The 19,283-nt window shown below is 61.4% G+C and carries 24 protein-coding genes and 1 pseudogene; 9 read left to right on the top strand and 16 right to left on the bottom strand.

Annotated features, from left to right (window positions below; translation table 11 throughout):
• Positions 1-3: 3 nt before the first annotated feature.
• The 4 genes from NVV77_RS00210 to NVV77_RS00195 all read right to left on the bottom strand — a co-directional run bounded on the left by NVV77_RS00210 (position 4) and on the right by NVV77_RS00195 (position 3,925).
• On the bottom strand, positions 4-336 hold the full coding sequence (locus NVV77_RS00210) for an SMR family transporter (protein WP_295409434.1): 333 nt from the start codon (positions 334-336) through the stop codon (positions 4-6).
• Positions 333-1,634: a UDP-N-acetylmuramoyl-L-alanine--D-glutamate ligase gene (murD, locus tag NVV77_RS00205; RefSeq protein WP_295409431.1), complete on the bottom strand. Its 1,302-nt coding sequence runs from the start codon at positions 1,632-1,634 to the stop codon at positions 333-335. Before murD ends, NVV77_RS00210 begins: the two co-directional genes overlap by 4 nt.
• Positions 1,624-2,955 carry a hypothetical protein gene (locus NVV77_RS00200; RefSeq protein WP_295409428.1) on the bottom strand — a complete coding sequence of 444 codons (1,332 nt, stop codon included), beginning with the start codon at positions 2,953-2,955 and terminating at the stop codon, positions 1,624-1,626. The genes murD and NVV77_RS00200 overlap by 11 nt, the downstream gene beginning before the upstream one ends.
• A 79-nt stretch (positions 2,956-3,034) precedes the next feature.
• The gene (locus tag NVV77_RS00195) at positions 3,035-3,925 is read right to left on the bottom strand and encodes a metallophosphoesterase (RefSeq protein ID WP_295409425.1); all 891 of its coding nucleotides are present in this window, start codon (positions 3,923-3,925) and stop codon (positions 3,035-3,037) included.
• Positions 3,926-4,138: 213 nt separating this feature from the next.
• On the opposite strand from NVV77_RS00195, the gene NVV77_RS00190 reads away from it, so the two are divergent.
• Positions 4,139-4,612, top strand: a complete 474-nt coding sequence (locus tag NVV77_RS00190; protein ID WP_295409422.1) for an NUDIX domain-containing protein — start codon at positions 4,139-4,141, stop codon at positions 4,610-4,612.
• A gap of 3 nt (positions 4,613-4,615) precedes the next feature.
• On the opposite strand, the gene NVV77_RS00185 is transcribed toward NVV77_RS00190, so the two are convergent.
• Entirely contained in the window at positions 4,616-5,575 is a 960-nt protein-coding gene (locus NVV77_RS00185; RefSeq protein WP_295409419.1) for a glutathione S-transferase family protein, read from the bottom strand.
• 364 nt (positions 5,576-5,939) lie between these two features.
• Here NVV77_RS00185 and NVV77_RS00180 point away from each other — a divergent pair, with 364 nt between their 5' ends.
• The 3 genes from NVV77_RS00180 (at position 5,940) to NVV77_RS00170 (ending at position 8,362) form a co-directional block, all read left to right on the top strand.
• Positions 5,940-6,488, top strand: coding sequence for a GNAT family N-acetyltransferase (locus NVV77_RS00180; protein ID WP_295409416.1), 549 nt, complete (start codon positions 5,940-5,942; stop codon positions 6,486-6,488).
• A 78-nt stretch (positions 6,489-6,566) separates the two neighbouring features.
• Positions 6,567-7,187 (top strand): CoA pyrophosphatase, encoded by a 621-nt coding sequence (locus NVV77_RS00175; protein ID WP_295409412.1) that lies wholly within the window; start codon positions 6,567-6,569, stop codon positions 7,185-7,187.
• A complete protein-coding gene (locus NVV77_RS00170; protein WP_295409408.1) occupies positions 7,184-8,362 on the top strand; it encodes a CCA tRNA nucleotidyltransferase in 1,179 nt (392 codons plus the stop codon). Before NVV77_RS00175 ends, NVV77_RS00170 begins: the two co-directional genes overlap by 4 nt.
• 15 nt (positions 8,363-8,377) lie before the next feature.
• Here the strand turns inward: NVV77_RS00170 and NVV77_RS00165 are convergent, their stop codons facing one another.
• The 4 genes and pseudogenes from NVV77_RS00165 to NVV77_RS00150 form a co-directional block, all read right to left on the bottom strand.
• Positions 8,378-8,575 carry a DUF1059 domain-containing protein gene (locus NVV77_RS00165; RefSeq protein ID WP_295409405.1) on the bottom strand — a complete coding sequence of 66 codons (198 nt, stop codon included), beginning with the start codon at positions 8,573-8,575 and terminating at the stop codon, positions 8,378-8,380.
• Between the two features lie 65 nt (positions 8,576-8,640).
• Positions 8,641-9,774, bottom strand: a complete 1,134-nt coding sequence (locus tag NVV77_RS00160) for an AAA family ATPase (protein ID WP_295409402.1) — start codon at positions 9,772-9,774, stop codon at positions 8,641-8,643.
• 13 nt (positions 9,775-9,787) lie between these two features.
• Positions 9,788-10,660: an oxygen-dependent coproporphyrinogen oxidase gene (gene hemF / locus NVV77_RS00155; RefSeq protein ID WP_295409399.1), complete on the bottom strand. Its 873-nt coding sequence runs from the start codon at positions 10,658-10,660 to the stop codon at positions 9,788-9,790.
• 17 nt (positions 10,661-10,677) lie between these two features.
• Positions 10,678-11,146: pseudogene (locus NVV77_RS00150) on the bottom strand (tRNA (cytidine(34)-2'-O)-methyltransferase).
• A gap of 227 nt (positions 11,147-11,373) precedes the next feature.
• Between NVV77_RS00150 and petA the strand changes: the two are divergent.
• The 5 genes from petA (at position 11,374) to NVV77_RS00125 (ending at position 14,999) form a co-directional block, all read left to right on the top strand.
• Positions 11,374-11,901, top strand: coding sequence for a ubiquinol-cytochrome c reductase iron-sulfur subunit (gene petA, locus NVV77_RS00145; protein WP_295409397.1), 528 nt, complete (start codon positions 11,374-11,376; stop codon positions 11,899-11,901).
• 14 nt (positions 11,902-11,915) lie between these two features.
• Positions 11,916-13,169 carry a cytochrome b/b6 gene (locus tag NVV77_RS00140; protein ID WP_295409394.1) on the top strand — a complete coding sequence of 418 codons (1,254 nt, stop codon included), beginning with the start codon at positions 11,916-11,918 and terminating at the stop codon, positions 13,167-13,169.
• A gap of 14 nt (positions 13,170-13,183) precedes the next feature.
• The gene (locus NVV77_RS00135; RefSeq protein WP_295409391.1) at positions 13,184-14,038 is read left to right on the top strand and encodes a cytochrome c1; all 855 of its coding nucleotides are present in this window, start codon (positions 13,184-13,186) and stop codon (positions 14,036-14,038) included.
• Positions 14,039-14,248: 210 nt separating this feature from the next.
• Entirely contained in the window at positions 14,249-14,443 is a 195-nt protein-coding gene (locus NVV77_RS00130) for a hypothetical protein (RefSeq protein WP_035080537.1), read from the top strand.
• Positions 14,444-14,465: 22 nt separating this feature from the next.
• Positions 14,466-14,999 carry an adenine phosphoribosyltransferase gene (locus tag NVV77_RS00125; protein WP_295409387.1) on the top strand — a complete coding sequence of 178 codons (534 nt, stop codon included), beginning with the start codon at positions 14,466-14,468 and terminating at the stop codon, positions 14,997-14,999.
• A gap of 69 nt (positions 15,000-15,068) precedes the next feature.
• Here the strand turns inward: NVV77_RS00125 and NVV77_RS00120 are convergent, their stop codons facing one another.
• The 7 genes from NVV77_RS00120 to NVV77_RS00090 form a co-directional block, all read right to left on the bottom strand.
• Positions 15,069-15,467, bottom strand: a complete 399-nt coding sequence (locus NVV77_RS00120) for a hypothetical protein (protein WP_295409385.1) — start codon at positions 15,465-15,467, stop codon at positions 15,069-15,071.
• Positions 15,468-15,538: 71 nt separating this feature from the next.
• Positions 15,539-15,937 (bottom strand): VOC family protein, encoded by a 399-nt coding sequence (locus tag NVV77_RS00115; protein WP_295409382.1) that lies wholly within the window; start codon positions 15,935-15,937, stop codon positions 15,539-15,541.
• 162 nt (positions 15,938-16,099) lie between these two features.
• Positions 16,100-16,273: a hypothetical protein gene (locus tag NVV77_RS00110; protein WP_295409379.1), complete on the bottom strand. Its 174-nt coding sequence runs from the start codon at positions 16,271-16,273 to the stop codon at positions 16,100-16,102.
• Between the two features lie 337 nt (positions 16,274-16,610).
• Positions 16,611-17,630, bottom strand: a complete 1,020-nt coding sequence (locus tag NVV77_RS00105; RefSeq protein ID WP_295409375.1) for a TerC family protein — start codon at positions 17,628-17,630, stop codon at positions 16,611-16,613.
• Between the two features lie 236 nt (positions 17,631-17,866).
• The gene (locus NVV77_RS00100) at positions 17,867-18,157 is read right to left on the bottom strand and encodes a hypothetical protein (RefSeq protein WP_295409373.1); all 291 of its coding nucleotides are present in this window, start codon (positions 18,155-18,157) and stop codon (positions 17,867-17,869) included.
• A gap of 85 nt (positions 18,158-18,242) precedes the next feature.
• Complete coding sequence (locus tag NVV77_RS00095; RefSeq protein WP_295409371.1) at positions 18,243-18,800, bottom strand: MaoC family dehydratase; 558 nt, start codon at positions 18,798-18,800, stop codon at positions 18,243-18,245.
• Complete coding sequence (locus tag NVV77_RS00090) at positions 18,797-19,270, bottom strand: MaoC family dehydratase (protein WP_295409368.1); 474 nt, start codon at positions 19,268-19,270, stop codon at positions 18,797-18,799. The genes NVV77_RS00095 and NVV77_RS00090 overlap by 4 nt, the downstream gene beginning before the upstream one ends.
• Between the last annotated feature and the right edge of the window lie 13 nt (positions 19,271-19,283).

Here is a 19,283-nt window from a genome sequence, read left to right as displayed (position 1 = left end):
CTCTCAGTGAGCGCTCGACTGGCTGAAGAGGTTGATGACCAACACGCCGGCGAGAATGAGGCCTATGCCGATCAGGGCCGGCAGGTCCAGCGTCTGGCCATAGGCGAAAAAGGCGATGATCGAGACGAGGATGATCCCAACGCCCGACCAGATGGCGTAGCCGATGCCGACTGGAATGGTCTGCAGGGCGAGGGAGAAGAAGTAGAAGGTCACACAATAGCCCACGACCACGACGATGGAGGGCACAAGCTGGGTAAAGCCGGCCGAGGCGCGCAGGAATGAGGTGGCGATCACCTCACCGACAATGGCGATGCCGAGATAGAGGGCGCCGTTCATGATTGTGCGTCCGAAAAATGGGTCCGGCAAAGCTCGACGAAGCGCAGGCCGCGTTCTTCGAAATTCTTGAACTGATTGTAGGAAGGCGCGCCGGGCGACAGGATGATCGTGTCGAATTTTTCGCGCTTTTCTTCGAGAGTGGCCACGGCCGTTTCGAGGTCTGGCACTTCGGTCACCTCGATATCCGGGGCTGCTTGGCGGGTGGCCGTGGCGAGGCGTTGTCCGGTCACGGGCAGGGTCACCAGTGTGGTCACACCACGTGGCGCCAGGAGAGTGGCGAGCTCGGCATAGTCCTGCTCCCGCTCGTGGCCGCCGGCGATCAGTGCGATGCGTCGGCCGGGATAGGCGGCCAGCGCGGCCTTGGTGGCTTCAGGTGTCGTGGAGATGGAATCGTTGACAACGGTCACCGAGCCAATGCGGTGCTCTTCGAGGCGATGGGGCAGGGGCCGGAAGGCGGCAATGCCGGCAAGAATGCCGTCCATGGTCGCGCCGGCCGTCAGGGCGATTTCTGTTGCGAGAATGGCATTGTCGAGATTGTGCGCGCCCTTGAGCCGCGAGCGCGATACGGCGGCCTCGAGAGCGATGGCCTGTTCTTCTGAGAGTGGCTTCACCAGTCGGCGATGGTCGCGCACGGCCTTGGCGACGCGGGCATTGCTGGCGGCGGCGTGGCCCAGCGCGACGGCGAAGCTGCCATCGCGGTCAACCAGGTTGAGCTTGTCGTCGTAGTAGCGCTCGATTGAGCCGTGCCAGTCGACGTGCTCGGGATAGAGATTGGTGATCGCCGCGATGTCGGGAATGAAACCCATGTCGGCGGTCTGGTAACTCGACAGCTCAAACACGACGATGGCGTGTTTGTCGGCGATTTCGAGTGGGGCGAGGCCGACATTGCCGGCAAGGCCTGCATCCAGCCCTGAACGCGCCAGCATGAGGTGGACAAGCGTCGCCGTGGTCGATTTGCCCTTGGTGCCCGAAATGGCAATGACGGTGCGGTCCCTACGATAGGTCGCGCCCCACAGATTGAGGTTCGAGGTCACCACAATTCCGGCACCGGCAGCCGTGGCAAAAATCGGTTTGTAGCGCGACACGCCCGGGCTTTTCACGATGGTGCCGAAGCGCCGCGCGGCCATGGCGGCGGGCAGATCTGCGGCGGCGATGGTTTCCGTCTCCGGCACGTCGGCGGCGCCAGAGTCCACGGTCACGAAGACCTGCAGATCGGGCTGGATGCGCTTGAGGAATTGCCGGGTCGAATTGGCTTCGCGCCCGGCGCCGTAGAGCAGGACGGGTTCGTCAAACCGCATAGGCGGCCACCTTCGCGGCGAGCGCCGGGGGGATGTGGTGGTCATGGCTATCGGTCAGGCATTCGGCCATGGCCAGTTGCAGCCGCTCCTCGCCATATTGGGCGAAAAGATCAGCCTTCACGGCGCGCACGACGGCGTCCTGATGCCAGTCGGCATGGCGGGTGAGCGTGTAGAAGCAGGCGGCGGCTTCGAGGATTTCGCCCACACATTCCCAGGGCTTCTGTCCGGCAAGGCCTGCAAGTTCGCGGAACGAGCCTTCATATTCCGGCACTTCGAGCAGATTGCGGCCGAAGATTTTCAAGAGCCGTTCCTTGGCCATGAAGGGCGCAAAGATCAGGAAGACGAAGTGGCATTTTGGGCATTCGCCGCACCAGAGAGGGCCGTCATTGCCGGTCAGGCGGAAATTGCGGTTGCAGCTTGAGAATACTGCATCAAAGCGCGTGCCCTGGTTGAAAAGCGAGGCAATGCGCGCTTCGGAATAGGGGCGCAGCAGCGAGAAGTATTTCAGCGCGCCGCCGGTGGCGTTGCCGAGAGTGTCGGCGATCAGCAGTTCGAAGCCCAGCGACTTCGAATATTGATGATTGGTCTCGCGTCCGTCGAACACGACATTCCCCTCGCTGGCCGAGCGCTCATTGCTGAGCACGATCTGGTCGTAGCCGAAGAGCAGGGCGCAGAGCGAGGCGATCATGGAATTGATCGCGGTGGAGGGGACGTGGCCATTGTAGTAGCCCGGCTCCTTGCCGAGGCGGATCATTTCAGCGTCGAGGGTACGCGTTACATAGATTGGCGCGCGGCCGATCGCGTCCACCGAGGTCAGGATCGGGCCTTTTGGATTGACGGCGAAGGGTGTGAAATCGACACCGACATGGCTCAGAAGTTCAACGCTGACGAGCGAATCCTTGCCGCCACCGATCGGCAGCAGCGTGCGCTCGGGGAGGTCGGGTGCGGGCTTGCGTTCCAGCGGGTCGTCGGCGGTCGAAAGGTTCAGTCGGCCGAAACGCGCCAGGTTGTTGCGGGCATAGAATTCGCCGAGGCCGTTTTCGTATACGTCGATGACGAAGGCCTTTTCGGCGGCGGTGAGCGCCAGGTTTGGCGCCACGATGTCCAAGGGCGCGCGGAGCTTGAAGTAGCTCACGCCCAGCACGAAGGCGGTCAAGTCAAGCAGCTTTTGGAAAGCGGGGCCCTCTGCCAGCTCCGCCTTGGCGCCCTTGGGCAGGCCCAGCACTTCGGTAAAGTTCAGCGCTCCCAGGCGATACGGAAAGCGGGCCTCGCCGCTTGCCGGGTCAAAACTGGGGGGCAGGATTTCAAAGGATTCGGTCACGGGCAACTCACGCGGCTTTGCACTACCATATAGGTGATTTGCGGCGATGGCGGGAGTGGGGCGAAAGCGCTGCGCGCGCTCAATAGATCCGCATCTGCATGCGCATGACGATTTCGCTGCCGATGCGCTGAAAACCGTATTCGCGCATGGTGCAGGACCAGCCGTTGCCGTTCTTTTCGATGCGGAAGAGGTTGTAGCGGGCCGGATCGTCCAGCGTTCCGCCTTGTGCAGCGCTAGCGGCGGCGACGCCGATCACCGGGACTTCGTGGTCCAGCCCCGGAATGTGGTGCAACGAGGAGCGGTGCGTGTGGCCGTGCAGGATCATTTCGGCGCCGCGATTGGCGATGACCTGGCGGAAGATGCGGTGGCCCTTGAGGCCGAAGGAGGGGTGCTGCAACTCGGCATTGGGCGGGTGGTGGATCAGCACCACGCGGAAATAGCCAGCGTCGCCCAGGAGTTTCAGAATGCGGTCGAGCCGTGCTGCCTGCTTTTCTTCAAAGCGGCCGATGGCGAAGAAGGGGGCGGTGGGCACGGCGCTGGAACAGGAAATAATCGCGACGTCGCCAATACGGCGCACGAAGGGGAAGGGGGCGCCTTCAAGCGTCTCGCCCTTGAGATAATCGCCCCACATGTCGCGGGCCATTTCGAGCGCGCCGGGCACATAGGCATCGTGATTGCCGGGGCAGACGGCTGTGCGCTCGCTGTCGCCCAGGTCCTGCAACCACTTTCCGGCGCGGCGTATTTCGGTTGGCAGCGCGAGGTTGGTGAGGTCGCCGGTGACGGCCGTGAAATCCGCCTTCTGGTCCTGCATGTGAGCGACGAGGCGGGTCAGCGTTTCGGAGTTGAGTTCGCCGTGGCGCTTGAGCTTCCAGTTGAGATAGCCGGTCAGACGCTTGCCGACGAGATCGCCTAAAGACACCTCCGGCATGGGTGAGAGGTGAATGTCCGATATGTGCGCAAGCGTTGTCATCGGGAGGGGTTTTGCCAGAAGGTGCCGCGCAGGGAAACGGTCAATCGACCGCGATAGACGGATTTTCCGGGCAAAATCTGGTGACCGGCCCGGAAGACGTGGGCGTCAAACGCATGAATGCGCGCTTGGCTGCATTGGAAAAGCGCGAAAAGCGCTATCGACTTTTGCGCAGGAAACGCTACCCCTGCGGCAAGTTCGACGGAGAAGCCAGTCATGATGAACCGATTCCAGCGCGTGCGCGCCAAGGTGTTTCTCACCATTATCGGGATCATACGCCACATGACCATCGGTACGCGCGTCATGCTGGTCGATGGTAACAAGGTCTATCTGATCCGCCATACGCTCATTCCGGGCTGGCAATTTCCCGGTGGCGGGATCGAGCCGGGCGAAACGGCAGAGGCTTCTGCTGCGCGCGAAACGCTGGAGGAAACCGGGCACCGTGTGACCGGCCCGATGGAACTCTTTGGCGTCTATCACAATTCGAGCTCGGTGACGAACCGGGACCACGTGCTCTTCTATGTGGCGCGGTCGCACGAGTTTGTTTTTGTGCGCAAGAAGGACCACGAGATTTCCGAAGGCGGCTGGTTCGAGATCACCAAGCTGCCGGAGGGCGTGACCCCCGCAACGTCCCAGCGCATCGACGAAGTGTTCGACTGTGCGCCCAAGCGGGACGTCTGGGGGTACTGAGCCTTAGTCCAGGAACGAGAGTTCCGGACCAATCGGCACGATGCGGTGCGGATTGATGGTGATGTGGCTCCAGTAGTAGTGCGTCTGGATGTGGCCGATATCGACCGTTTCCTTAACGCCGGGAACCTCGTAGAGCGCCTTCAGGTAGTGCGACAGGTTCGGATAGTCGGCGATACGGCGACGGTTGCACTTGAAGTGGCCGAAATAGACGGCGTCGAAGCGCACCAGCGTGGTGAAGAGGCGCCAGTCCGCTTCGGTGATGCTGTCGCCGGTCAGATAGGCGTTTTCGCTTAGTAGGCCCTCAGCCCAATCGAGAGCGTCGAAGAGCTTGTTGGCGGCTTCTTCATAGGCGGCCTGGGTGGTGGCGAAACCGGCCTTGTAGACGCCATTGTTGATGTCGTCATAGACGCGGGCATTGATCGTATCGATCGTCTCGCGCACTGCCTCGGGATAGTAATCGTCCGTGTTGCCTGTCAGCTCGTTGAAGGCGGTGTTGAACATGCGGATGATTTCCGCACTTTCATTGGACACGATGGTGTTGGTCTTCTTGTCCCAGAGCACGGGCACGGTCACGCGACCGGTATAGTCGGGCTTGGCCGCCGTATAGACCTGGTGGAGAAAATCCTTGCCGAGGAGGGTGTCGCCGGTCGAGCCTTCGTCGGTCTTGAAACTCCAGCCGGTCTCGTCGGGCATTTTGGGTGAGACGATGGAGACCGAAATCAGGCCTTCCAGTTCCTTGAGCTTGCGGAAGATCAGGGTGCGATGGGCCCAGGGACAGGCGAGGGATACATAGAGATGGTAGCGACCGGCTTCGGCCGCGTAGCCGCCTTCGCCGGTTGGGCCGGGGCTGCCGTCGGCGGTGACCCAGTTTCGGAAGCCGGAGGTGGACCGGACGAATTTACCGCCGGTCTTGCTGGTGTCGTACCACTTGTCCGACCATTTGCCGTCGATCAATTGTCCCATCTTTGGTCCTTTTTCGTCATCTTGCTGTCGGCATTGTCCGCTCACTTGCGTCCATGCCGTGCTGCGTCGTTTCTCTTGTCGGCAAACTTAGTTGTCGCGATCAGAACCGATAAGGCACGTCAGGCGCAACAATGCGTTGTGCAATTGGGATACACCGATCCATTCGAAACAGGAATTTCAGCCATGATGCCGATATTCCCATTTACGGGCGACAACGCTGGTGCTAATGCGGATTCAGACGTGGAGGCGTCCAGGATGGTGAAGGTTTTGCAGATGTTCCGACGACCCTAGTTGGTCGTTCTCGCGCGGTGCCCAAGGGGCGACCGCATGCCCATTTGCACATAAATCTTCCCTGGATAGACCCATGACCACGCTCGTTGCGGCCGAGGCCGACGCTACCCCTGTCTCTGGCCAGCCTGTTGTTCGGCCCGCTACCCCTGCCGATGATGCATTTGTCGAAGACCTGCAGGCGATTGCCTTTGGTCCCGGCCGGTTTGCGCGCACGGCGTTCCGGGTGCGCGAGCGGTTTCCGATCGATCCCAGCCTGAGCCTGATTTCGGAAGTCGATGGTACGCCGTCCGGCTCGGTCTGGATGACCCCGATCAGCGTTGGCGGCATGAAGGGCTATCTCCTGGGGCCGCTGGCTACGCATCCGAATTTCCGCAAGCGCGGCGCCGGCAAGCTGCTGGCTCGGGAAGTGAGCAAGCGGGCCCTGGCGCGGGGCGAAGGCCATTTCGTACTGCTCGTCGGCGATCAGGACTACTACTGCCCGCTTGGTTGGGTGCCGACGACCCCGGGCAATATCCAGTTCCCGGGACCGGTGGATACGAGCCGCGTGCTGCTGCTGGCCGATGATCCGGAACTGGCCAAGACGCTGACGGGTTCGATCGCCGCTTTTGAAGCCGGCGTCTGAGGGCGATCAAAACGGGTGCATCGGGGCAGGGGCTCGCATAAACTCCTGCCCGAGATGCTGAATCATCCGGACGCTCCCTTGCCCTTCGATACGCCGATTGCCGAGCTGCTTTCTGGCCGCTTGCTGGTTTCCCCACCGGTCTTGCCGGCTGGCAATGAACTCATACCCGACTGGGCGCCGCTCGAACCTTTTTCGCGGCCGCCGACACCTGCAGCGGTGCTGATCGGCCTTGTGCGCCGGCCAGAGGGCCATACTGTTCTTTATACCGAGCGCTCGCCTGATCTGCGTTCGCATTCCGGCCAGGTGGCCTTTCCCGGTGGCAAGATCGATGCTGCGGATGCGCATGCGGGCGCAGCGGCTCTGCGCGAGGCCAATGAGGAAGTCGGGCTCGAGCCGGCCGAGGCCAATATTCTGGGCTATATGGAGCCCTATTTTACCGGCAGCAATTATCTGATCACGCCGGTCATCGCCGAAGTGATGCCGAGCGGGCCTTTCGTGCCAAATCCGGGCGAGGTTCATTCGGTTTTTGAAGTGCCGCTCAAGCGTATTCTCGATTCCGCCAGCTATGGCCGGTTTCGGATCAAGCGGGGCGGCAAAGAGCATTCCACCTGGCAAATCGACCACGATGGCCATGTCATCTGGGGCATTACCGCCAATCTCACCCGCAAATTCCGCGATCTTATTTTGGGTGAAACATGATCCCCGACCACCTGCCGCAGACCGAATGGCTTGCCCGTCCCGATGTGCAGGCGATTTTTGCCGCGCTCGATGCGCAGGAGGGGAGGACACGCGCTGTCGGGGGAATCGTGCGCGATACCCTGATGGGGCGGCTGCGCCCCGAAGCTGATATCGACATGGCAACCGAGCTTTTGCCTGTCGTGGTGATGCAGCGCGCCAAGGCGGCGGGCATTTCGACCTATCCCACCGGTATCGACCATGGGACGGTAACGCTGAAGCTCAACGACACGACGGTCGAAGTCACGACGCTGCGGCGCGATGTCGAGACCGACGGGCGGCATGCGCAGGTGCAGTTCGGCACCGATTGGACCGAGGACGCCAAGCGCCGGGATTTTACGCTCAACGCCATCTATTGCGGTTTTGATGGCAAGCTTTTCGATCCGCTCAAGGGTGCGGGGGATGCTCTCGCTACGCGTGTGCGTTTTATCGGCGATGCGGCCGAGCGCATTGCCGAGGACGGTTTGCGCGTCTACCGGTTCTTCCGTTTTTCGGCGAGCCATGGCGGCGAGAAGCTCGATGCTGAGGGGTTGTCGGCCTGCCAGCTGGCGGTGGGGAAACTCGATCATCTGTCGGCAGAGCGTGTCGGCTCGGAAATGCTGCGCATGCTGGCTTTGCCCAAGATTGCGCTGACCATCGCGGTCATGAACGAGATCGGGCTTTTGTCGTTGTCGCGCAGCGAGTTGTCGGCCGTGTTGCGATACGAGGTGCTTGGCGGCCACAATCCCGCGGCGCGGCTGGCGCTACTGGCGGGCAGTGATATCGACGCGCAGCAGGAACGCTGGCGGCTCTCCAATGCATCAGTTGAAGCCGCGCGGCGCGTTTTCGCGGCCGCCCAGCTGATGTCTGAGGATCAGGTGGCGCTCGGGGTCTATCGCTATCGCGATGAGGCGATTGAGGGATTGGCGGTGGCTGCGGCCCAGCACAATTGGCCGCGGGACCGCCTCATGGAAGCAGCGCGCGAAATAGCGCGCCTGCCCAACCCGGATTTTCCGGTTTCGGGCAAGGACATAGTGGCAAACGGCGTCGAACCCGGGCCAGAAGTAGGAGCGACTCTGGCCCGGCTGGAGACGCTTTGGGTTCAAAGCGCCTTTTCGCTGACGCGGGATGAGCTGTTGGAAACCTTGGACGTCCGATAGCTCGGCGCGTGGAAGTCAGTGCTTCGTAGTGCCCTTGGCATCTACGTCCACGATGCGTTCCTTGATCCGCTCAACCATTTCCGGGCGAACCTCGGTTTCACCATGGAAATTCTTGAGGTTTTCCACGGCACGGCGCACCACTTCCGCCTCGCTTTCGGCTTCGGCCTTCCAGGTCGATCCGGGGATGAGCGTACCGGAATCAAAGCGTTTCATTGCGTTTTCCTCCTTTGAATCTCAAGGGTAAGGGAGGGAACGAAGCGGTTGGACCAAGGGTTCCATTATTCGTCGGCAAATATGCCCAGCTCTGAAAGCCCCAAGATGGAGGTGCCACCGTCTTTGCGGATCGCGGTTCGCGGCACGATGCCGGTCTGATCCGCGATGGCATCGGCGAGAATTTGCGAATGCGTCACCACCCAAACCTGCGTCCGTTCCGCCGCCTTGGCGATGGCGCGGGCCAGCGCGGGCAATAGGTCCGGGTGGAGGCTCGCTTCGGGTTCATTGAGAGCGATGAGCGGTGGCAGGCGGTAAGAGAGCAGGGCGCCCAGCAGGGCCAGAAATTGCAGCGTGCCATCGCTGAGTTCGCCCGCGCCGAAGGGGCGGTTGGGCAGGTCGGGAAAGACCAGCGAGAATTCGGCCGTCTTGCCCGGCGGCGGCACGACCAGTTTGGCGCCGGGAAAGGCCGCGTCGATGGCGGCGTCCAGTTCGAGCGTATCGCCGCGGATATGCGTCAGCGTCGCAAAGACCGCCGCGAGATTGCCGCCGTCGGCGTCGAGCAGTGGTGCTGTGACGGCCAGAGAGGGGCGGCGCAGCGGTGCATCCTGATCGGTGCGGAAGCCGTGATAGAAGCGCCAATTGGCGAGGAGATGCCGGACGGCATCGAGTTCGGGCACCGTGCCACGGACCGCGGACAGGGCAGTTTCACTGGCGAGCAAGAGATCTTCGAACTGGCGGCGCGCACCGCTATCGTCGCGATACCAGCCGGCCGGTCCCTTGCGCTCCAGCAGCGTCACGGCGCGACGTCCGGGAAGTACGAGGCTCTCGAGCTTGATCTGCGGCTCTTCTGCAAAGACCGCCTGGTATTTGGCATCGCCAAAGCCGATCTCGACGCGATAGCGCGGCAGGAAGGCGGTATCTTTCTCCAGTCCATCCATGTCGAGGCCAACTTCGAGGCAGAGCCGCGGTCCCTCGGTGACGCGGCGATGGCCGGCCCAGAGGACCGAGGCCAATCCCCCTTCGCGCGCGATAGACATAGCGAGGTCGCCGGTCGCTGCTGCCCGCACCAGTTCCAGACCGCGATAGATATTGGTCTTGCCGACACCATTGGCGCCCACCAGCACAGTCAGCCGTCGCACCGGCAGGCGCAGATTGCGGACCGAGCGATAGAATTCGATGTGGAGGTCGGTCAGGCTCATCGCTAGCCTTGGTTCAGGGCCACTTCACCGCGGGCGGCATGGAGGAGAGAATCGAATTGACGTTGCCGCCGGTCTTGAGGCCGAAGGTCGTGCCCCGATCATAGAGCAGGTTGAACTCGACGTAGCGGCCGCGGCGCACCAATTGCTCGTCGCGTTCCGCTTCAGTCCAGTTCGTTTCGAAGTGGCGGCGGACCAGCTTGGGATAAATGGTGTTGAACGCCTCGCCGACGGCCTTGGTGAAGGCGAAGTCGGCGTCCCAGTCGCCGGAATTGAAGTGATCATAGAAAATCCCGCCGATGCCGCGCGGTTCGTTGCGGTGGGGCAGGAAGAAGTATTCGTCGCACCAGGCTTTGAAACGGTCGTAGTCGACGCCGGGGCGGCCCTCGCAGGCCTCGCGCATGGCGGCGTGGAATTCAATCGTGTCGGTATCGTCCTGGGTGCGCTTGCGGTCGAGCACTGGTGTCAGGTCGGCGCCGCCGCCCCACCACTGTTTGCCGGTGACGATCATGCGCGTGTTCATGTGCACGGCTGGAACATGGGGGTTCCACGGGTGTATGATGAGCGAAATGCCCGAACTCCAGAAGGCGGTGCCCGCTTCGGTGCCCGGCATCTGCTTGGCAAAATCTTCGGAGAAATTGCCGTGGACCGAGGAGATATGGACGCCTGCCTTTTCGAAGACGCGACCATGCAGCATGGACATTTCGCCCCCGCCGCCCGCGGCGCGATCCCAGGGGGTGCGCTCGAATTTGCCGGCGGGCATGTGGGCATTGGGGCCGGTGACTTCGGCTTCGATGGCTTCAAGGCCGGCACAGATCTGGTCGCGCAGTGCGCGGAACCAGGCTGCGGCGGCGGTCTTTTTGGTTTCGATATCGGCAGGGAGGGTCATAACGGGGAAATGGACCTTCAGGAAAGCTCTGTAAAGCGGCCAATCTGTCTCATGGCTTCGCCAACTATCATGCTGCCGGCGAGCGCCACATTGATCGAGCGCAAACCGGGGCGCATGGGAGTGCGGATGCGCAGATCGCTGCGCTCGGCAACAGAATCAGGAACGCCGGCGCTTTCGCGGCCCAGCATAAATGTCTCCGGAAGCGAAACGCGTGTCATAGGCCGATTGGCTGGACTTGGTGGTGAGCAACACCAGGCGGCGGCCTTGCTGGGCCCGCCACGCCTCAAAGGCCTCAAAACTGTCGTGCTGCTGGATCACTGCGTGCTCCACATAGTCGAGTCCGCTGCGCGCCAGGTTTTGTGGCGTAATGGGAAAGCCGGAGGGGTGGATGATATGGACGGCGAGCCCGAGGCAGGCGCCCAGGCGCACAAGCGTGCCGGTATTGTTGGCAATGTCAGGCTGATAGAGGGCGAGATCGAGCGACAAGGGCGTTGTCCCCGGGTCGTGCCCGGTCCATCCGAGAGGGTCGGCGTTAGGATATAGTTGCGCTTGAGCAAACTGTCACCCGTCGCGCACTGGACAAGCCCGCCCGACAGTGCAAAAAGAACCCCAACTGACGGACCGCTTGAGGGCGGCTGGCTTGTCGATTCTGCTTATGGTGTCGAGGGCTGGAGCCGGTTCCGTCATTTAGTGCATCGTACGGGGAAACGGACTTGTCCACGCAAGCAGAACACTCATCCACCAACCGGCGGGATTTTCTCTTCGTCGCCACTGGCGCCGTCGGCGCTGTTGGTGCCGCCGCGGTGGTATGGCCGCTGATCAATCAGCTCAATCCGGACGCGTCCACGCTGGCGCTTGCCAGCATTCAATATGATGTGGGCCCGATTGCCGAAGGGCAGTCGGTGACCATCATGTGGCGCGGCCTGCCGGTTTTTGTCCGTCACCGTACGGCGGCCGAGATCACGGAAGCCCAAGCTGTCCCGCTCTCCGACCTCAAGGACCCGGAAACCGACGAGGCACGCACCAAGCCCGGCCACGAACAGTGGCTGATCATGATCGCCAACTGCACCCATCTGGGTTGTATCCCTGTTGGCGAAGCAGGCGATTTCGATGGCTGGTTCTGCCCGTGCCACGGTTCGCACTATGACTCGGCTGGTCGTATCCGCCGCGGCCCCGCACCGAAGAATCTGGTTGTGCCGCCGTATGAATTCCTCAGCGATACGCTGGTCCAGATCGGTTAGTGGGGGCTTTTCCGATGTCAGAACATTCGACTTACGTTCCGGGAAATGCCGTTGAGAAGTGGCTGGACGACCGCCTGCCGGTGGTGCGTTTCGCCAAAGAACATCTCATGGACTTCCCCACGCCGAAGAACCTCAACTACTGGTGGACTTTCGGTGCCATTCTCGTGATGTGCCTTGGCGTTCAGATCGTCACCGGCATCATCCTTGCGATGCACTACACGCCCAACGTGGCGATGGCGTTCGACTCGGTCGAGCACATCCGTCGTGACGTCAATGGCGGCCGCATCATCCAGGCAACCCACGCTGTTGGCGCCTCGATGTTCTTCATCGCGCTCTATATCCACATGTTCCGTGGCCTCTTCTATGGTTCGTACAAGGCACCGCGCGAAATCCTCTGGATCCTCGGCGTCGTGATCTTCCTGCTCACCACTGCCACTGCGTTCATGGGCTACATCCTGCCCTGGGGCCAGATGAGCTTCTGGGGTGCGACGGTTATCTCGAACATCTTCACGGCCATTCCCGTGGTCGGCGAAAATATCAAGCAGCTCGTGCTCGGCGGCTTTGCCGTGGGCAATCCGACGCTGAACCGCTTCTTCTCGCTGCACTACCTGCTGCCGTTCATCATCGCTGCCGTCGTGGCGCTGCACATCTGGGCGCTGCACGTTCCGGGCAATAACAACCCGGTCGGCGTCGAGGTGAAGGACAGCCGTGATACCGTGCCCTTCCATCCGTACTACACGATGAAGGATCTCTACGGCATGGTGCTCTTCATGATCCCGTTTGCCTGGTTCGTGTTCTTCGCACCTGATATTCTGGGTCACCCCGACAACTACATCATGGCGAATGCCCAGGTGACGCCGGCTCACATCGTGCCCGAATGGTACCTGCTGCCGTTCTACACGATCCTGCGCGCCATCGACTTCAACGTGCTGTTCATCGACTCCAAGCTCGGCGGCGTGATCGCCATGGGCGGCGCGATGCTCATGCTGCTGATCGTGCCGTGGCTCGATACGTCCAAGGTCCGTTCGGGTGTGTTCCGCCCGATGTTCAAGTGGTTCTTCGCGCTCTTTGCCATCAACTTCGTTGGCCTGATGTATCTGGGCGCGCAGCCGGCCGAGGGCATCTATACCGTCCTCGCCAAGGTCTGCACGGGCTACTACTTCCTGTACTTCCTCGTGATCCTGCCGGTGCTGTCGCGTATCGAAACGCCAAAGCCCCTGCCAACCAGCATTTCCGAGAGCGTTCTCGGCAAGACTGCACACGCGTGATCGGGGCGAATAACATGAACATCCGTAAGCTCATCATCGCCGCAGCAGCGCTTGTCGCCGGTCTTGCCATGGCTCCGGCCCAGGCAGCCGAGGGCGGTGCCCATGTCGAACGCCAGGCCTGGTCGTTCGGCGGCATCTTCGGCACCTACGACACCAACCAGCTCCAGCGCGGCTTCCAGGTTTTCCGCGAAGTCTGCTCGAGCTGCCACAGCGCCCACCTGATCTCCTTCCGCAATCTGATGGAGCCCGGTGGCCCCCAGTTCTCGGAAGCGCAGGTTCGTGCCCTCGCGGCTGAATATGAAGTGGCCGACATCACGGCTGACGGCGGTCGTCGTCCGGCCGTGCCGGCCGATCGCTGGCCGTCGCCCTTCGCCAACGATGTGGAGGCCCGCGACGCCAATGGTGGTTCGCTGCCCCCGGACTTCTCGGTGCTGGCCAAGGCCCGCGGCGTGACCGATCCGTTCCCGACCTGGATCTTCAACTACTTCACCGGTTACCAGGAAGGCGGCACGGACTATATCCATGCGCTGCTGACCGGCTACCATGAAGAAGTGCCGGAAACTGCGCCGCACGATTTCCAGCTGCCTGAAGGCAAGTACTACAACGACTACTTCCCCGGCCACGCCATCGGCATGGCGCCGCCGCTGGCGGATGGTTCGGTCGACTATGCCGAAGGCGAAGATGGCCAGTCTGTGCCGGAAACGCTGGAACAGTACTCGACCGACGTCGCTGCCTTCATGATGTGGATGGCCGAGCCGCACCTCGTTTCGCGCAAGCAGACCGGGTTTGCCGTGCTGATCTTCCTCGTGCTGTTTGCCGGCCTGATGTACGGCACCAAGCGCAAGATCTGGGCTGGTATCGAACACTGACCACTGGCCGCTCTGCGGCAAAATCGCCCCAGTGGGGCGATTTTATGTGGTCAGGCCCGAAGAGCTACGCTCGCAGGGCATACACTGAAGTTTAGGATCGGGGCCCGTTGGGCCCCTTTTCTTTTTCCCGTCACACTCTCGCAAGGCCCTTGCCATTCCGGCCCTCAAACGCAATATGGAACTATATTGGTTTTGTGGGAGGAGGTTGCCTTGTCCGCCATTCGCCTGGCTGTCACCGTCGTGTCCGCCGCCATGACCATGAGCCGCCATCCGGCCGTCCGTGCCGGCATTCAGGCCGTGGCCAACAATCCCAAGGCCCGCGAAGCCGCTGCCAATGCCACGCGCAATGTCGCCTACAATGCCGGCGTCATCGCCCGCCACATTGTCGGTCGCCGCACTCCCTGACCCAAGTCTTACAAGGCCTTCCATGTCGCTCGACCTGAAGTCGCTCGTCCGCACGATTCCGGACTATCCCAAGCCGGGGATTCTCTTTCGTGACATCACCACGCTGATCGAGCACCCGGAAGGGTTCAAGGAAAGCGTCGAGCGTCTCGCTGCCGCCCACCGTGGGCTGGGCTTTACCCATGTTGCCGGTATCGAAGCGCGCGGCTTTATCTTCGGCGCGGGCGTTGCCATTGCGCTGGGCGTGGGCTTCGTGCCGGTCCGCAAGCGCGGCAAGCTGCCGGGCACGACGATCGGCCAGAATTATGCGCTGGAGTACGGTGTCGACACGATCGAGATCCATGCCGACGTGCTGAGCGATGTGCACAAGGTGCTTATCGTTGATGACCTGATCGCCACAGGCGGCACAGCCATTGCTGCGGTTGGCCTGATCCGCCGTACCGGCGCCGTCTGCGATCACGCCGCCTTCGCCATCGATCTGCCGGACCTCGGCGGCGCTGACAAGTTGCGCGCGGAAAAGGTCAATGTGAACGCGCTGATGGCCTTCGAAGGGCACTGAGCCCGTCTCCAGAGGCGTCGCCATTCGGCGTTGAGAGATCCCCGCGAAAGCGGGGATTTTTGTTTGGGCCTACCAGTTGTTCCGGCCGTCCATCTTCTCGATTTTCACATGCGACCAATCGAGCGAATCGACAGCATTGAGGTTGATGGCGAGGCTACGCTTGCTGGGCATGACGCCCGGTTCGCCCTTGGGCGTGCCGTCGGCATTGTAGGCCGATGCCCAATCCGGCGAACTGCCCCAGGTGTGGATGCCGCAGTTGGAGCAGAAGTGGTGCTCGTTCATGCCGCCACTTGCCGAATAGATCTTGTCGCTATCGAGCGAGTTGAACTCGAGCTCGCCCTCTTCGAAATAGGCCCAGACCGCGCCTGTGCGCTGGCAGAAGGTGCAGTTGCAGCTTTTGATGTCGGTGGGCAGATAGGGCAGGGTGATGCGCGTGGCGCCGCAATGGCAGGTTGCGATCAGCGACATGGGTCTCTCCTCGAATTGGATGGTCCCTATGTAGCGGCGGGCGCTGACAACGCGTGTCAGCACCTTTGCGATCAGGCCGCTGCCATTTCCGTCATGCGGGGATCGACGAGGCAGAACTGGTTGCCCTCGGGGTCGCGCATCACCGTATAGGTGGGCAGAACCCGGTCTACCGTGGCGCCAGCTGCCTTGAGCCGTTCGACCTCGCTGCTGCGATTGCCGGTCTCGACGTCGAGATGCACGCGGTTATTGTCATAGACCCGTCCATCGACATTCTGGAAACAGATCGAAGGGCCAGGGCCATCGACCATCACGGTCGTATCCGTTTCCGGCGTCAGGCCGAGGGCTGCAAGGCGAGCAATCTCGTCCGCATCATAGGGTCGCACATCATAGCCATCGAGAAGTTCGGCCCAGAAACGAGCGAGAACGGCCGGCTTGTCGCAGTCGAAGACGATCTCGTGGATCACACCCATTTGCGCTTCTCCTTTGTCATTATGACAATTCTGCTATTGGGCAAATGCGGCAAGTTTAGAGCACTGCTTTGCTTGCGAAGCGCTCGACTGTGCTCAAGCAAACGAAGCTCTTGTTGGCGCTTGGAAAAGTGAGGCCGGTGTTTTCCACCGGCCTCACCCATTTTAGTGGTGTTGTTGGTTGCCCAGCAGCTTTTCGAGCGGCGGCAGGCCGGGCTTTTGGGCCGGAACCTTGGATTTTGCCTGCAGCTTTTGGGGCTGGGGCTGCTGTAGTCCGTGCCGTGGCACGTTGTGCGAAGGGGTGATCGGCTGCGGACGCTGGAATGGGTTTTTCGGCATAAGTCTATCCTTCTGGCCCCGGCTATTTTCCGGTGGCCAAGCAAGTGAAACAGGGCGCGCCGAATGGCACGCGGATGCGGAAAAGCAGAGACGCCGATGGGGCCGGGCAGAGGTAGACTAGGGAGAGATTTGGGCCGTCCGTAGATCGACCGCTGCCACGCGCGCCATCATGACTGGCCGGTCCCCGATGCGGGGGTGCCAAGACAAGTCAGAAGCGTCAGGGGTGCGGTTTCAGATCATTTCTGGACAAGGCCTCCAAAGCGCGTTGCGCAGAGAAATATACAAAAAAGAGGCGGCCCGGGTCAACCGGGTCGCCTCTTTGAGTAGTCAGGCCCGATCAGGGTTCGAGATGGCCCTGCTTGGGGTCTTCTTCGACGCTGATATTGGGCTCGTTGCGCGTCTTCCACAGCGAGTAGAAAACGCCGCCAGCGAGGATGCCGATGGTCACGCCAAGCGAGAGCAGCGTATCGATGTGGATATGCAGCGGCACGAGGAAGATCTTGATACCGATCAGCACGAGGATGATCGCCAGCGAGACCTGCAGGTAACGGAAGCGGTTCATCGCTGCAGCCAGCGCGAAGTAGAGCGCGCGAAGGCCAAGGATAGCGAAGATGTTCGAGGTGTAGACGATGAACGTGTCCTGCGTCACCGCGAAGACGGCGGGCACCGAGTCGACGGCAAAGATCAGGTCGACGATTTCGACCATGATCAGCGCCACGGCGAGCGGGGTCAGCCAGGTGACCAGCTTGCCGGTGGTCGGGTGGGGCTGCTTGACCGTAAAATTGCGGCCATGGAGCTGCTTGGTGATGCGGAAGCGCTTGTTGAGGAACTGGAAGATCTTGTTGTCTTCCATGCTCGGCTCTTCATCCTCATGCTTGAACATGCGGATGCCGGTGAACACCAGGAAGGCGCCGAAGAAGAAGAGGATCCAGTTGAACTGGTAGACAAGCGCAGCGCCAACGCCGATCAGGACGGCGCGGAAGGCGATGACGCCCAGAATGCCCCAGAAGAGCACGCGGTGCTGGTAAAGCCTTGGGATGCCCAGGAAACCGAAGATCGTCGCGATGACGAACATATTGTCCATCGCGAGCGATTGCTCGATCAGGTAGCCGGTATAGAATTCAAGACCGGCTTCCGCGCCGCGCTGAAACCAGACCCAGGCGCCGAAGGCGAGGGCAATCAGGACGTAGAAGCCATAGAGCAGCAGGCTCTCCTTGGCTTCGATCTCGTGCTCATCCTTGTGCAGAATGCCGAGGTCGAAAACAAGCAGACCAATGACGATCGCGATGAACGCGATCCAGAAATAGACGGGGGTTCCGAGAAAATCGCCCGAAAGGGCGGCAAGAAGCGTTTCCATACGCCGGACCTTCTCCATGTAACGAGGTGGAGCAATTCCGACATCGCCATGGAGAACCCATGACCAGAGGGGCCCGGCATTGCCCCTCTAAATTGTGCAATCGGCGAAAAAGGTCAAGCCCCTACCTTTTGGAGGGGCTCCAGAGACTGGGGAATGTGGGAGAGCTTCTCTATTGTTATTGCCGGGCTCGACCCGACACGCGCTAGTGCGCGGCTGGGATCGATGGGAAAACCGGCTCAGCGCGGCGTGCAGAGCATGACGATGGTGTCGGCCGTTTCAAGCTGCACAGCGACGCCGTTGACGGGGTCTTCCACCATACGGGCGGCCTGGACGCCGAGATTGGCCTTGAGGTTGCCGTCGTTGAAGCCGACGCCGTCCTGATAGGGCGTAACCGTTCCGGTGCCCGAATTGGGGTCGGCCATGGTGCGCGAGGCCCAGCCATAGACATTGCCGTAAATCGTCAGAATGCCGACGCGATTGGTCGTCGCGTCCCGGCAGGACCAGTTGCCTTGATAAAGTTGCGCCATGGAGGGCACGGACAAGGCGGGAAACAGCAATAGAGCAAGGGCGAATCGGCGCATGCAAGGAGAGTGCCGGTGTGCCCTCTGCCTTTCAAGTGCTCCGCCGCAGAAGCGGGCCGATCACCGGCACTCTGGTGAGCGCGAGCAACACTTTTAGTTTGAGCGGCATGGAGTAGTCGCGCAGCTTGGAAAAGCCCACGATTTCGGCGCGATAGACCAGTTCGCCACGCTGGTTGGTCGCCGTGAGGCGGTTGAAGAGCAGACCCCAGCCGGGAAGAGAATTGGATGGCCGTTTGCCGGTCACGATCAGTTCATAGGTGACCGTATCGCCGGGGCGGACCGGCACCTTGAACTCCATGGAATTGACGCCGGGGGAGGGGCCGGAAACGCCGGGCTCGTCGCCCTGGGCCTTGAGACGGTCCGCTTCCACATCGAGTGCATCCACCATTTTTCGATGTCCGACGCTGACCGTGTGCCAGCCGCTCGCTACGAGGCCGCCGAAGTGGCTGTGCTTGGCCAGCGCAGGATCGATGTGGAAATATTGCGGATCGTAGAGCTTTCCGAAGCGGATGATTTCTTCCTCGGAAAAGGTGTGGTCGCCGAGGGGGAAGGCCTCGTCGATGACAATGTCTTCGAACCAACGGGTCATGCTGCGACCCCGCGGCATTCGACGATATTGGAAAGCCGCATGCTCATCACCGGCTTGTCGCCCTGATTGCGAATGTCGAAATCGAGCGTCACGATCCCCCATTGCGGGTGGCTGCCCGAGCGCCGAAGGCCGGTAATGGTCACAGTGCCGCCGATGGTGTCGCCGGCCATGACCGGGTTTTTCCATTTCAGGTCCTGAAAGCCCAGGCCGCCGGCCGAGGCGATCTTGTTCAGGAAGCTGTCGACGAGCATGCGGAGGCTCAGGGCGCCTGTTTGCCAGCCGCTCGAGGCTAAGCCGCCGAGCAGGCTCTTCTTGGCCGCTTCTTCGTCGATGTGAAAGGGCAGGGGGTCGAATTCCCGGGCAAAGGTGAAGATCATTTCCTTGGTCACGGTCGTCTGGCCGAGATTGATGACTTCGCCCACAACGAGATCCTCGAAATGGCGTCGATCTTGGGTGACAGGATTGGTCATTGTCTTTCCCTTT

This window comes from Devosia sp. (genome assembly GCF_024707125.1).
GTDB lineage: Bacteria > Pseudomonadota > Alphaproteobacteria > Rhizobiales > Devosiaceae > Devosia.
The sequence above is the reverse complement of the archived record's forward strand: the minus strand, read 5'-3'. Positions and strand labels throughout refer to the sequence as shown.

Coding starts and splice junctions, on each gene's coding strand:
- NVV77_RS00090 (WP_295409368.1), bottom strand. CDS start 19,270: ATGACCAATCCTGTCACCCAAGATCGACGCCATTTCGAGGATCTCGTT.
- NVV77_RS00210 (WP_295409434.1), bottom strand. CDS start 336: ATGAACGGCGCCCTCTATCTCGGCATCGCCATTGTCGGTGAGGTGATC.
- NVV77_RS00115 (WP_295409382.1), bottom strand. CDS start 15,937: ATGGGTGTGATCCACGAGATCGTCTTCGACTGCGACAAGCCGGCCGTT.
- NVV77_RS00190 (WP_295409422.1), top strand. CDS start 4,139: ATGATGAACCGATTCCAGCGCGTGCGCGCCAAGGTGTTTCTCACCATT.
- NVV77_RS00180 (WP_295409416.1), top strand. CDS start 5,940: ATGACCACGCTCGTTGCGGCCGAGGCCGACGCTACCCCTGTCTCTGGC.
- NVV77_RS00110 (WP_295409379.1), bottom strand. CDS start 16,273: ATGCCGAAAAACCCATTCCAGCGTCCGCAGCCGATCACCCCTTCGCAC.
- NVV77_RS00125 (WP_295409387.1), top strand. CDS start 14,466: ATGTCGCTCGACCTGAAGTCGCTCGTCCGCACGATTCCGGACTATCCC.
- NVV77_RS00140 (WP_295409394.1), top strand. CDS start 11,916: ATGTCAGAACATTCGACTTACGTTCCGGGAAATGCCGTTGAGAAGTGG.
- NVV77_RS00105 (WP_295409375.1), bottom strand. CDS start 17,630: ATGGAAACGCTTCTTGCCGCCCTTTCGGGCGATTTTCTCGGAACCCCC.
- NVV77_RS00160 (WP_295409402.1), bottom strand. CDS start 9,774: ATGAGCCTGACCGACCTCCACATCGAATTCTATCGCTCGGTCCGCAAT.
- hemF (WP_295409399.1), bottom strand. CDS start 10,660: ATGACCCTCCCTGCCGATATCGAAACCAAAAAGACCGCCGCCGCAGCC.
- NVV77_RS00100 (WP_295409373.1), bottom strand. CDS start 18,157: ATGGCGCAACTTTATCAAGGCAACTGGTCCTGCCGGGACGCGACGACC.
- NVV77_RS00170 (WP_295409408.1), top strand. CDS start 7,184: ATGATCCCCGACCACCTGCCGCAGACCGAATGGCTTGCCCGTCCCGAT.
- NVV77_RS00120 (WP_295409385.1), bottom strand. CDS start 15,467: ATGTCGCTGATCGCAACCTGCCATTGCGGCGCCACGCGCATCACCCTG.
- NVV77_RS00195 (WP_295409425.1), bottom strand. CDS start 3,925: ATGACAACGCTTGCGCACATATCGGACATTCACCTCTCACCCATGCCG.
- NVV77_RS00165 (WP_295409405.1), bottom strand. CDS start 8,575: ATGAAACGCTTTGATTCCGGTACGCTCATCCCCGGATCGACCTGGAAG.
- NVV77_RS00135 (WP_295409391.1), top strand. CDS start 13,184: ATGAACATCCGTAAGCTCATCATCGCCGCAGCAGCGCTTGTCGCCGGT.
- NVV77_RS00095 (WP_295409371.1), bottom strand. CDS start 18,800: ATGACCCGTTGGTTCGAAGACATTGTCATCGACGAGGCCTTCCCCCTC.
- murD (WP_295409431.1), bottom strand. CDS start 1,634: ATGCGGTTTGACGAACCCGTCCTGCTCTACGGCGCCGGGCGCGAAGCC.
- NVV77_RS00185 (WP_295409419.1), bottom strand. CDS start 5,575: ATGGGACAATTGATCGACGGCAAATGGTCGGACAAGTGGTACGACACC.